Genomic DNA, 11,648 nt, shown 5'->3' with positions numbered 1-11,648 from the left:
CTCCTCGATGTCCAGGCACTGGATGTCCGGCTCACCCAGCTCGCGCACAAGCGCAGGAACCTCCCTGAGCACGCCGAGATCCAGGCGCTGGAGGGTGACCTCACCCAGATGCGTGACTTGCTGATCGCCGCGCAGACGGAGGAGAGCGACACCGCCCGTGAGCAGACCAAGGCCGAGCAGGACGTCGACCAGGTCCGGCAGCGCGCCGCCCGCGACCAGCAGCGGCTCGACTCCGGCGCGGTCACCAGCCCCAAGGACCTGGAGAGCCTGCAGAGCGAAATCGCCTCGCTGGCCAAGCGGCAGGGCGATCTGGAGGACATCGTCCTGGAGGTGATGGAGCGCAACGAGGCCGCGCAGGCACGGGTGGCGGAGCTGACCGAGCGAGTATCGTCGGTGCAGGCCAAGGTCGATGACGCGGCGGCTCGGCGGGCGCGGGCCACCGAGGAGATCGACGCCGAGGAAGCGACGGTGCGCAAGGAGCGCGAGGTCGTGGCCGGGTCGGTGCCCGCTGATCTGCTGAAGCTGTACGAGAAGCTGCGCCAGCAGCAGGGCGGTGTGGGCGCGGCGCGGCTGTACCAGCGGCGCTGTGAGGGCTGCCGTCTTGAGCTCAACATCACCGAGCTGAACGAGGTCCGCGAGGCCGCGCCCGACACGGTGCTGCGGTGCGAGAACTGCCGCCGGATCCTGGTCCGTACGCCCGAGTCAGGTCTGTGATGGGGCGTCGCTTCCTGGTCGAGGCGGACGGTGGTTCCCGGGGCAACCCGGGCCCGGCCGGCTACGGAGCGGTGGTGAAGGACGCGGCGACGGGGGAGACCCTGGTGGAGGCCGCGGAGTATGTGGGGTACGCGACGAACAACGTCGCGGAGTACAAGGGGCTGATCGCCGGGCTGCGCGCGGCGCGGGAGCTGGACCCTGAGGCGACGGTGCGGGTCCGGATGGACTCCAAGCTTGTCGTCGAGCAGATGTCCGGGCGCTGGAAGATCAAGCACCCCGATATGCGGCCCCTCGCCATGGAGGCGAAGGGTATCTTCCCGGTGGACGCGGTCGCGTATGAGTGGATCCCCCGGGAGCGGAACAAGCACGCGGACCGGCTCGCGAATGAGGCGATGGACGCGGGCAAGCGCGGCGAGACGTGGGAGGCGAGCCGTTCGACGGCGGAGCTTGACGCGGCGGCTGACGCGGCGGTCGGCGCGGTCGGCGCGGCTGACGCGCTTCGGGCGGCCGCGCCCGTGGAACGTACGCCCACGGCTCCGCCGGTGGGTTGGGCGGCTGATCTGGGCGCGCCCACCACGCTGGTGCTGCTGCGGCACGGGGAGACGGTGCTGACGCCGGAGAAACGCTTCTCGGGCAGTGGCGGCAGCGACCCCGAGCTGTCGGCGGTCGGCCGCCGCCAGGCGGAGGCCGTCGCGGCGGCGCTGGCGGCGCGGGGCACCGTTCAGGTTGTGCTCAGCTCGCCGCTGCGGCGGTGTCAGGAGACGGCGTCGGTCGTTGCCGCGCGACTTGGTCTGGAGGTCCGCACGGATGAGGGGCTGCGGGAGACCGACTTCGGCGCCTGGGAGGGGCTGACCTTCGCGGAGGTCAAGGAGCGCTACCCGGATGACCTGGACGCGTGGCTCGCCTCCGCGAAGGCGGCCCCTACGGGTGGCGGTGAGTCCTTCGCCACGGTGGCGCGGCGGGTCGCGCTGGCCCGCGACAAGGCCCTCGCCCGCTATGCGGGCAAGACGGTGCTGCTGGTGACCCATGTGACGCCGGTCAAGACCCTGGTCCGGCTGGCCCTGGGGGCCCCGCCGGAGTCCCTGTTCCGGATGGAACTGGCCGCCGCGTCGCTTTCGGCGGTGGCGTACTACGCGGACGGCAACGCGTCTGTGCGGCTGCTGAACGACACGGGGCACCTGCGGTGAGCTGAGCCTTACGTTGCTGGCTTTCCCGCCGTGGGTGGTTTTTTGCCCGCCCGCCCACCCGTTGAGGCGTGACGTTGCCTCACCCGGGTTCTGGTCCGTTGTGGGTCGGGGGTGGTCCGGGGTGGGCCGTTCCGGACCCATGATTTACGGGCCGACGCGCGGCAGCGTTGAGTTGGCCGGTGAGGCCTGTGTCGGCCCACAAATCACGGGCAAGCGTCCGGAACAACCCACCCCTCCCCACCCCCTCACGCGTTGTGGGCACTCGCGCCGCCGTGTGGTGTGGGCACTCGACCCACACCAGTGTTGTGGGCACTCGGGCCGCCCATGTGTTGTGGGCACTCGCAGCCCCGCGAGGGGCTGTGGGTGGGCACAACACCCGGCCACCGGCCCGCACCCGGCCAACCCCGGGGCCCGGGGCGAAGCCCCGGTTTCCGGGAAGGGGCGGGATACGGGGACACCCACCCACGGCACCCCCGCAACCGGGCGAAGTCCCGCCGCGCGGTGGAGCCGCATGTCGGCACAGCCGGGAAGGGGCGGCGGGTACAGGGAACCCCCCGGCGCCCCCGCAACGGGGCGGAGCCCCGCCACGGGGCAGGGTGAAATCCCCCTGCGCGCAAGGGGGTTGACGAACAAAGCCATGGTCGAGTGTGATGACATCGTTCGGCAATGACGAACATCGATCTATATGGCCGTCCCCCGGTTGGGTAAGCGTGCGTCCTTCAGTCTCCCCAATGACAGAACGACAGATGGGATCAACGTGACCGTGCAAGCTGTCGTCCAGGCCGCCCACTACCACCGCACCACCGTCCGGACTCCACAGCGGCCACGAAGTCGCCCGGTCCTGTGGGAGGACCGCCGGTGAACATCGGTTTCCCCGACACCGTCCTGGCCGCCGACGAGCTGCACGACTCCCTTTCCGACCCCCTCATGGAGGTGATGAACTTCCTCAACGAGATCACCTCCCGCCACCCGGAGGCGATCTCCTTCGGCCCCGGTCGGCCGTACGAGGGCCTCTTCGAGGTCGAGCGGATCGGCGAGTACCTCGACGCGTACATACGCCATCTCTGCGACAACCTGGGCCGCACCCGCGAGGAGGTCCGCACCCTGCTCTTCCAGTACGGGCGCACCAGCGGCCACCTCCAGGAACTGGTGGCCCGCACGCTGCGCAACGACGAGGGGATCCAGGCCGGTCCCGAGTCCATCGTGGTGACCGTGGGCTGCCAGGAGGGGATGTTCATCGCACTCCGTGCGCTGTTCGCCGGTCCCTCGGATGTCCTGCTGGTCTCCTCGCCGTGCTACGTCGGCATCACAGGGGCGGCCCGTCTGCTGGACATTGAGACAGTGCCGGTGCCCGAAGGCGAGGACGGGATCGACCCCGGGGCGCTGAGGCGCACCGTCACCACGCTGCGGGCGGTCGGGAAGCGGCCCCGCGCGCTGTATGTGGTGCCCGACTTCTCCAACCCCACCGGCACATGCCTGACGCTTGCCGCACGCCGTCGTCTCCTGGAACTGGCCGAGGACGAGGATCTGCTGCTCCTGGAGGACAACCCGTACGGTTTCTTCACGCGCACCGGCACTTGTCGGCCCACGCTGAAGGCGCTCGACAGCCAGCGCCGCGTGATCTACCTCGGCTCCTTCGCCAAGACCTGCTTTCCCGGCGCCCGGGTGGGTTATGTGGTCGCCGACCAGCAGGTCCAGACGCGGGATGGCCGCTGCACGCTCCTGGCTGAGGAGCTGTCCAAGGTCAAGAGCATGGTCACGGTGAACACTCCCGCGCTCAGCCAGGCGGTCATCGGCGGGATGCTCATGACGCACGGCTACCGCTTGCGGGAGGCCAGCAAGGCGGCCACGGACTTCTACCGGGAGAACCTGACGGTCCTGCTGGACTGTCTGGAACGCCTGCTGCCGCCGAGTCGGCGGGAAGCGGCCGGAGTCCAATGGAACTCGCCCGAGGGCGGGTTCTTCCTCACCCTGAGTGTCCCCTTCCCGGCGGACAACGCACTGCTGGAGGAGTCCGCTCGCGATTACGGGGTGATCTGGACACCCATGAGCTACTTCTATCCGGACGGTGGCGGCCGGTATCAAATGCGGCTGTCCCTCAGCTGTCTCACGCCAGATCAGGTGGCGGAGGGAGCCCGCAGACTGGTGTCCCTGCTGGACCCGTCCGCTACGCGGTGACGGGGCGATCAAGGGTCACCGCTGAGCTGCGCAGCCGCCGTGCCGAAGCGCCGGGGCGCGCGGCAGCCTCGCTGCCTCACCGGCGAGGCGCTCGATGCGGTCCCAGTCCCGGGCGGCGAGGGCCTCGGCGGGAAGCATCCATGTCCCGCCGACGCACCGGACGTTGGGCAGGGCCAGATACCCGGGCGCCGTCTCCGCCCTGATACCACCTGTCGGGCAGAATCGGGCCCGGGGGAGGGGCGAGGACAGTGAGTTGAGGTATTCCCGCCCGCCTGCTGCTTCCGCGGGGAAGAACTTCATCTCCGTTACGCCGTGCTCCAGCAGCGCGACGACCTCCGAAGCCGTCGAGACCCCCGGCAGGAACCGCAGGCCGGAGCCCCGCATGGCGTCCAGGAGGCGGGCCGTCCACCCGGGGCTGACCAGGAAGCCCGCGCCGGCGGCGACGGCGGCGGAGACCTGCGCCGGGGTGAGCACCGTGCCCGCGCCGACCACGGCTTCCGGTACCCCGTCCGCGATAGCGCGTATCGCGTCCAGCGCCGTATCCGTCCGCAGGGTGACCTCGATCGCGGGCAGCCCGCCCGCGACCAGGGCGCGGGCGAGCGGTACGGCGGCGGAGACGTCATCGAGGACGGCCACCGGAATGACGGGGGCGAGGTCGAGCAGGGAAGCCATGGCGGCATCCTGCCCGGCGGAGAGCGATGGGTGAAACGGCCGTTGCGCCCATTGCAACTCGGTACAGCTCAGTGCAATTCAGTGCAGCTCAGTGACGATCACGTCGAGCTGCCACGGCTTCCCCGCCTTCGCGGGGGTCTTGTACTCCACCCGGTGGCCCAGCCCGTCCAGCGTCTGGGCCAGCTGGGCGGGGGTGCGGGGCTGGGTCCCCTCCGCCAGCAGCGAGCGGACGATCCGTCCCTTCGTCGCCTTGTTGAAGTGGCTGACCACCGACCGCTTCTCGACGCCGTTGACGATTTTCGACTGGAGCACCCGGACGGTCGCCGTACGCTCGGCCAGCTCGCCCTTCGGCTTCCACATGGCCGCGTACGCCGACGACCGCAGATCCAGTACGAGCCCGTCGCCCGCCGCGTTCGGCAAGACCGTGTCCATGGGCCCCCGCCAGTACGCACCGAGCCCACCGAGACCGGGCAGCTTCACCCCGCCCGAGCAGCGGTAGGCGGGGATCGGGTCAGTGATCCCCACCGCTCCCCACAGGCCGGAGAAGACCAGCAGCGCCTGTTCCGCGCGCTTGTGTGCCGCCGTACTCAGGGTCGCCAGGTCCAGCGCGTCGTAGAGCACCCCGGTGTAGATCTCCCCCGCGGGGCGGGTCGGGGCCGTTCGCAGGCCCGCGTTCTTCGCGACCTCGCCGCGCAGCCCCTCGCTCAGGCCCAGCACCTCACGTGCCTTCTCCTCGTCCCCCGAGCAGAGCTCCACCAGCTCCGCCAGCACCGTCGCCCGGGCGTCCGTCAGCCCCGGCAGCGACAGCGCGTCCAGCGACAGCGTGGGCCCTGAGTCACCGGCGGCCTTTCCTTCGGACGGCGGCAGCAGCACGAGCACGGTGTTTCTCCTTCGTATGACGTCCTACGCCGCGTAAAAGCGGCGATCTGAAGGGTACGGCCATACGCTCGCCGTATGCCCAGCCGCCATCTGCGTATGACCGGCACCGACGGCGCCGCGCTGCGTACCGCCCTGCGTGAGCTGCGAAGACGGCTCGGGATCCCGCCCGGCTTCCCGGCCGGGGTACTGGCCGAGGCGGAGCAGGCGGCCCGCGCGCCCCGGCTGCCGGCGCAGGACGCCACCGACATCCCGCTGTACAGCGTCGATCCGCCCGCCTCCCGCAACCCGGGCCGGGCGATGCACCTCGCCCGTCGCCCGGGTGGCGGTTACCGGGTTCACTATGCGGTCCCCGACATCACCGCCTACATCACCCCCGGCGGTGCCCTGGACGCCGAAGCGCACCGCCGGGTGACCACCCTGGATTTCCCCGACGGCCGCGTCCCGCTCTACCCCGCCGTGCTCAGCGAGGGGGCTGCCAGCTTGTCGCCGGGGCAGGACCAGCCCGCCCTGCTGTGGCGGTTCGAGCTTGACTCAAGCGGCGGTGTCATCGATACGCACGTACGGCGGGCGCTGGTCCGCTCCCGGGCCACGCTCGACCACGAGACCGTCCAGCGGAGCATCGACGGCGCCACCGCCGAGGAGCCGGTCGCCCTGCTACGGGACATCGGCCGGTTCCGTGAGGAGCGGGAGCGCGCCCGTGGCGGCATCTCCCTCGTCGTCCCGGAGCAGCAGATCATCCCGGACGGCGAGAGCTACGCCCTGGACTACCGTGCGGTCCTGCCTGCCGACGGCTGGACCGCACAGATCTCCCTGCTGGCCGGGATGGCCGCCGCCCGGCTGCTGCTGCGGTCCCACACCGGCGTTCTGCGTACCCTCCCCACCGCCACCGGCGGCGCCGTCACCCGGCTGCACCGGGTCGCCCGGGCCCTGGCGATCGACTGGCCGAAGAAGCACACCTCGTACGCCGATGTCATCCGCTCCCTGGACCCCCGGCGCACCAACCACGCCGCTTTTCTGCAGGAGTGCGGCACCCTGCTGCGTGGCGGCGGCTACACCGTTTTCACCGGACAGCGACCGCTTCCCGACCACACCGTGCACGCGGCCGTCGCCGCCGAGTACACGCACTGCATGGCCCCGCTGCGGCGCCTCATCGACCGCTATACGGGCGAGCTCTGCCTGGCCGCCGTCGCGGGCGCGGAACCGCCGGAGTGGGTGCTGGCCGTCCTGGCTGACCTTCCCGAGGAGATGGCGGAGGGCACCCGGAGGGCCGACGAGGTGGAAGGGGAGTGTGTCGAACTGGTCGCGGCGGCGGTGATGTCGGGCCGGGTGGGGGAGGTCTTCGACGCGTATGTGGTCGAGGAGGGCACCGTTCAGGTCCATGAGCCGGCGGTCCTCGGCCGTATGACCGGGTCGGCTGTTCCGCTGGGTGAATGGGTACGGGCCCGGCTCACCGGGGCCGCCCCGGGGCGGGAATCAGTGCGCTTCGTACAGGCGTAATATGACGTAGACGGCAGACGAGTCGTGCGGGCGGTCGCGGCGGGATCCCAGGATCTCGCTGAGGAACGTCCGGGCTCCACAGAGCAGGGTGGTAGGTAACGCCTACCTGGGGTGACCCACGGGACAGTGCCACAGAAAGCAAACCGCCGGGGCCGCAAGGCACCCGGTAAGGGTGAAACGGTGGTGTAAGAGACCACCAGCGCCCAGGGTGACTTGGGCGGCTCGGTAAACCCCACCCGGAGCAAGGTCAAGAGGGGCTGTCATCCCGGCCGGGACGACAGCCCTGCGCGGACGCTGAGGGCTGCTCGCCCGAGTCCGCGGGTAGACCGCATGAGGCCGGTGGTGACACCGGTCCCAGATGGATGACCGCCTCCCGGCGGACCGCGAGGTCCACCGGAGACAGAACCCGGCGTACAGCACGGCTCGTCTGCCGCCTCTGCGCTGAGAGTCGTTCCCGACGCAGCGTGCCGATTCTGGTTGCCGCCGCCCCAAGTTGCTGACATGTACGCTCTGTGATCGAGTGACTACGTAATCTGTAGCCCAGGAGCTGGAGGTCCTCAGTGGCCGGACTCGAATACGTCGGTTACTTCCCGCAGTGGTCGATGTACGACCGGAAGTTCTTCCTCAAAGATCTCGATACCAACGGCACCGCGAAGAAGCTGACAATCCTCAACTACGCGTTCGCGAATATCTCGTCGAACAACAAAAGACATCCCGGATACAAATGCTTCGCGGCGACAGCGCCGTACGCAAAAAGGGACCCCGAGGCCGACGGCTCCATCGACGTCGGGGACGCCGACGCCGACTGGCTCTGGCCGTTCAAGGCCGAGGATTCCGTGGACGGCGTGGCCGACCCCGGGTGGGGTGACGATAAGCACCTCAAGGGCAACTTCAACCAGCTGAAGAAGCTCAGAGCCAAACACCCGCACCTGAAGGTGCTGGTGTCGATCGGCGGCTGGACGTACTCCAGGAACTTCTCCGAGGCTGCCAAGACACAGAAACGGCGCGAGGAGTTCGTCAAGTCCTTCATCGACTTCTACATCAGAGGCAATCTGCCGACGGAGATCTGGACCGACACGAAGAACTACCCGGCTCAATTCCGCAAGGTGTACGGTGGCGCCGGACTGGCTGCGGGCATCTTCGACGGCTTCGACATCGACTGGGAATGGCCCGCCAGCAACGCGGGTCTGCCAGGTAATGGTTTCAGCCCGGAGGACCGGAAGAACCTGCCGCTCCTCCTCAAGGAGTTCCGCAAGCAACTGGACGTCCTGGACCTCCCGCAGAAGCCGCGCGGCGGCAAGTACCTGTTGACCGCATTCCTCCCGGCCGATCCAGAGGTCCTCAAGGTCGGCTGGGACGTGCCCGAGATCATGAAGTTCCTCGACCACGGCAACCTCCAGGGTTACGACCTGCACGGCCCCTTCGACTGCCCCAGCAACTGCGTCACCAACCACCAGTCGGCCCTGCACCTCATCGCCGACGACCCGAGCACTAAAAAGCTCTCCGTGGAAACGGCCGTCAAGGCATGGCTCGACGCCAGGGCCCCCAGGCAGAAAATCGTCCTCGGCGTGCCCTTCTACAGTCGTGGCTGGGAGGGTGTGCAGAGCAGCGCCAAGAACGGCCTCTTCCAGAAGGCCACCGGCCCGGTCTCCAAGGCGAACGGTGCCAAGTATGAGGCAGGCGTTAACGACTACCGCTCCCTCGCCCCGTTGGCGCAGCAGGGCTACACGGTCCACCGGGACGACGCGAACGGCGTCGCCTGGCTGTTCAACCCGGAGAAGAAGATCTTTTGGACCTTCGACGACCCCATGGCCGCCTACCAGAAGGCGAAATACGCCAAGGAACTCGGCCTCGCCGGCGCGATGGCCTACTCGCTCGACGGAGACGACAAGAGCACCGGCATCCTCTCCCAGCACATCCGCGCCGCCCTCAACGGCGAGAAGCCCCCGACCAAACAGCCTCCCGCCAAGAACGCCTGCACCGCTCCTGAGTGGAAGGCCGAGTACATCTACAGCAAGCCCAGCATCGTCACCTACGCCGGCAAGATGTGGCAGGGCCAGTACTGGACCCAGAAAACCCCACCAGGCAGCAAGGACAGTGGCGGCGGCACGCCGTGGCGGGAACTGCGAACCTGCCAGCTGCCGATCCATCTTGAGGCCAACGGGGCGCAGCCCTGGAAATCGGGTGTCGCATACGCGTGCGGCACCATGGTGACCCACAACGGAGAGCTGTTCACCGCGGCCTACGATGTCAAGGCCACCCAGAACATCGCACCCGGCACAGACCCCAACACCTGGCAGCCCCACGGCCGCTACGAAAAGGCAGGCATCTGACGAGGCCAAGCGCATCCCGACAGACCAGCAGATCCGTCCGATGCCACCAGAAAGCCCAGGCCGGAACCTATCTGACCTGGGCTTTCACCGGAGCCGCCTAAGATAATCGAAATTTTGACCTGTGTATTGCGTGATTTCACCCGCCCGCGCCCACGGGTGACGCGCGCTGAGGCCCGGCAGCACCCCAGAGTGCTGCCGGGCCCAGGTGACGCGGCGCTGTGGAACGGCACCGGGAACCAGACGTTCGTGGACGCTGTCTGCCCGGTCACCATGGTGCAGGTGGATAAATCCGGCATACAGCTCGACTCGTCTGCCGCGCTACGTTTCTGCGGATCGTCCCCCCGAAAGAGGCGACGCCTTCCCTGAGTACGCAGCGTCTTCACGGACGGACTCCTGAGCTCGATGGCGTCGTCGAGCCGCTCCAGCAGTCCGGTGACTTGGTCCATGAGGCGGGTAGGGGGTTCGCGATCACGCCCTTCCTCCTTGGTTGTCGGAGCTGACGAGTTGCGCTGGGTCGCCTGTTAGCCGTACGAGGGCACCGCTGGTTTCGGCGCCGTCGATGAGTTCCGTCATGTACTGCGGGTCGGCCACGTGGGCGTCGTGGAGGATCAGGACGTCCCCGAAGGCGAGGTGGAATTCGGTCGGGGTGGTCCCGCCGCTGCGAGCTTTCCGCGAATAAGCCGACCCTTCACACCTCTGCCCTGCCAGAGGATCCGTCGGGATCGAAAAGTGTGTCTTGCCCAGCTGGCTCGCCGCGATCGGGGACCAATCCAGAAGATGCTTCAAATGGTAGGTCGTGCAGTCCTCTCAAAGCCGAGGCCACCTGGGCGCCAGCAATACGCGACAAACACCTCAAGCCTACCAGCAATAGGCCCTTGTGCTCCATCGTGAAGAGATGCGCGAACGACTTCGCTTTCCAAGCCGAATCACCCAGAAGGGCATCAAAGCATGTCAATTCCGCCACTTGCAGAAGTTCTCGGGCGACTTGCGGATTCGCTCGCAGTCTCTCCACTAGGTCGAGATAGTCGTTGAGATAGGCGGGTGGCGTCGCCACCGCATCGCGCAACGAAGGATAGTCAATGCGAATGGGCTCGGCACCCGCACCCACGTATGCCTTGTGCGTTCGATCCTGAACGTGTCGCAAAAAGGCGTCCGCCCTCTCCAGTATGGGAAGCACATAACTGCCGTCCGGATTGCCAACAGTGAGCGCACTCTCAAGCCTGCGACGCAGCAGCCGCTCGGGGATGTCATCAAGGCGCCCTGCGTCCTGCAAGGCGGCCAAGAGGACAGCAATCAGACTGTGGCTCGCCAGGGCCGGGCGACCAGACATCAGCGTGCAGCTCATCGACGTCACCTTCGCTAAAACCACGCTGCAGTCTGCGCTTCGTCGAATCAGCCCCAGCCACGCACGATTCACCGTCAGCAGGGCGTGATACGAGAGGTAGTGCGTCCGCCAACGCTCGAACATGTGCCGGGGGGCGGGAGCTGGGCGGGCAGGCAGTCCTCATCGAGCTGCTTGGAGCAGGAGAGGAACGCACTGCCCAGCTTCAGCTCGTACCGCCCGGGGATCTACTCTTCGGTGACCAGGGACCGCTCGATCGCAGCTACCTCGGCGCGCAACCGGTCGTTCGTCGCCATGACCGTCACCGTAGTGCCGCCTGGCTGGGTCGCAGGTCAGACGCCGTTTCATGCCTGAGCAGGAGCAGATGATTCCGAACCTGGCGCCGCCGGTGACCAGGACAACGGTCGGTGCAACCAACGAGAACAACGACGGAGCCGAACTCTCATGGCAAGGCTTTGCGTGGGCCCCGTTTGCTGGAGATGACGCCGAGTAGCAGGTTGGTCGGCAGGAGTGCTGGGCCGGTGCGTTTATGTGCCGGTCCGGCATGCTGTGTCGGTGGGCGGATGCTGTTGGGCCGGAGTGTGGCCCCGGCTGCACGCGGTCCTCCTCGCCAAGCTCCGCGGCGCGAACGCCCTGGACTTCTCCCGGGCGGCGGTCGACGGCTCCCACATCCGGGCGAGTTCTAAGCGCAAATGGACCGGCGGCTTCTCTCGCCGGATGGGCGACGACACGCGGCGGAATGGCTGGGTCGCCGCTGGGGTCGGCGCCGTACCGCCGCCGCAGAGCTGGTTCTCCGGGGCCGCGCGCTTTGACGCTCCGTGCTTTGATGCTTTGACACCCCGGGGA

The 11,648-nt window shown here is 68.1% G+C and carries 8 protein-coding genes, 1 other RNA gene and 1 pseudogene; 7 read left to right on the top strand and 3 right to left on the bottom strand.

Annotated features, from left to right (window positions below; genetic code table 11):
- The first annotated feature begins 18 nt into the window (after nucleotides 1-18).
- The 3 genes from test1122_RS04795 (at nucleotide 19) to test1122_RS04785 (ending at nucleotide 4,079) form a co-directional block, all read left to right on the top strand.
- A complete protein-coding gene (locus test1122_RS04795) occupies nucleotides 19-714 on the top strand; it encodes a zinc ribbon domain-containing protein (protein ID WP_232271765.1) in 696 nt (231 codons plus the stop codon).
- The gene (locus test1122_RS04790) at nucleotides 714-1,901 is read left to right on the top strand and encodes a bifunctional RNase H/acid phosphatase (protein WP_232267903.1); all 1,188 of its coding nucleotides are present in this window, start codon (nucleotides 714-716) and stop codon (nucleotides 1,899-1,901) included. Before test1122_RS04795 ends, test1122_RS04790 begins: the two co-directional genes overlap by 1 nt.
- Before the next feature lie 927 nt (nucleotides 1,902-2,828).
- Complete coding sequence (locus test1122_RS04785; protein WP_232271764.1) at nucleotides 2,829-4,079, top strand: aminotransferase-like domain-containing protein; 1,251 nt, start codon at nucleotides 2,829-2,831, stop codon at nucleotides 4,077-4,079.
- 15 nt (nucleotides 4,080-4,094) lie between these two features.
- On the opposite strand, the gene eda is transcribed toward test1122_RS04785, so the two are convergent.
- Together eda and yaaA are read right to left on the bottom strand one after the other, a co-directional pair.
- Nucleotides 4,095-4,751 carry a bifunctional 4-hydroxy-2-oxoglutarate aldolase/2-dehydro-3-deoxy-phosphogluconate aldolase gene (eda, locus tag test1122_RS04780; protein ID WP_232267902.1) on the bottom strand — a complete coding sequence of 219 codons (657 nt, stop codon included), beginning with the start codon at nucleotides 4,749-4,751 and terminating at the stop codon, nucleotides 4,095-4,097.
- Between the two features lie 78 nt (nucleotides 4,752-4,829).
- Entirely contained in the window at nucleotides 4,830-5,630 is an 801-nt protein-coding gene (gene yaaA, locus test1122_RS04775; protein WP_232267901.1) for a peroxide stress protein YaaA, read from the bottom strand.
- Nucleotides 5,631-5,705: 75 nt separating this feature from the next.
- Here yaaA and test1122_RS04770 point away from each other — a divergent pair, with 75 nt between their 5' ends.
- From test1122_RS04770 to test1122_RS04760, 3 genes are all read left to right on the top strand, one after another.
- A complete protein-coding gene (locus test1122_RS04770; RefSeq protein WP_232267900.1) occupies nucleotides 5,706-7,127 on the top strand; it encodes an RNB domain-containing ribonuclease in 1,422 nt (473 codons plus the stop codon).
- 18 nt (nucleotides 7,128-7,145) lie between these two features.
- Nucleotides 7,146-7,557, top strand: an RNA gene (gene rnpB, locus test1122_RS04765) — RNase P RNA component class A.
- Nucleotides 7,558-7,687: 130 nt separating this feature from the next.
- Nucleotides 7,688-9,460: a glycosyl hydrolase family 18 protein gene (locus tag test1122_RS04760; protein ID WP_232267899.1), complete on the top strand. Its 1,773-nt coding sequence runs from the start codon at nucleotides 7,688-7,690 to the stop codon at nucleotides 9,458-9,460.
- A gap of 688 nt (nucleotides 9,461-10,148) precedes the next feature.
- Here the strand turns inward: test1122_RS04760 and test1122_RS04755 are convergent.
- Entirely contained in the window at nucleotides 10,149-10,805 is a 657-nt protein-coding gene (locus test1122_RS04755; RefSeq protein ID WP_232267898.1) for a hypothetical protein, read from the bottom strand.
- A gap of 567 nt (nucleotides 10,806-11,372) precedes the next feature.
- Here test1122_RS04755 and test1122_RS04750 point away from each other — a divergent pair.
- Nucleotides 11,373-11,480 (top strand): annotated as a pseudogene (locus test1122_RS04750) (IS5/IS1182 family transposase); the annotation flags it as partial.
- Between the last annotated feature and the right edge of the window lie 168 nt (nucleotides 11,481-11,648).

Source organism: Streptomyces gobiensis (assembly GCF_021216675.1).
GTDB classification, from domain to species: Bacteria; Actinomycetota; Actinomycetes; order Streptomycetales; family Streptomycetaceae; genus Streptomyces; species Streptomyces gobiensis.
The sequence above is the reverse complement of the archived record's forward strand: the minus strand, read 5'-3'. Positions and strand labels throughout refer to the sequence as shown.

Coding starts and splice junctions, on each gene's coding strand:
- test1122_RS04790 (WP_232267903.1), top strand. CDS start 714: ATGGGGCGTCGCTTCCTGGTCGAGGCGGACGGTGGTTCCCGGGGCAAC.
- test1122_RS04770 (WP_232267900.1), top strand. CDS start 5,706: ATGCCCAGCCGCCATCTGCGTATGACCGGCACCGACGGCGCCGCGCTG.
- eda (WP_232267902.1), bottom strand. CDS start 4,751: ATGGCTTCCCTGCTCGACCTCGCCCCCGTCATTCCGGTGGCCGTCCTC.
- test1122_RS04785 (WP_232271764.1), top strand. CDS start 2,829: ATGGAGGTGATGAACTTCCTCAACGAGATCACCTCCCGCCACCCGGAG.
- test1122_RS04755 (WP_232267898.1), bottom strand. CDS start 10,805: ATGAGCTGCACGCTGATGTCTGGTCGCCCGGCCCTGGCGAGCCACAGT.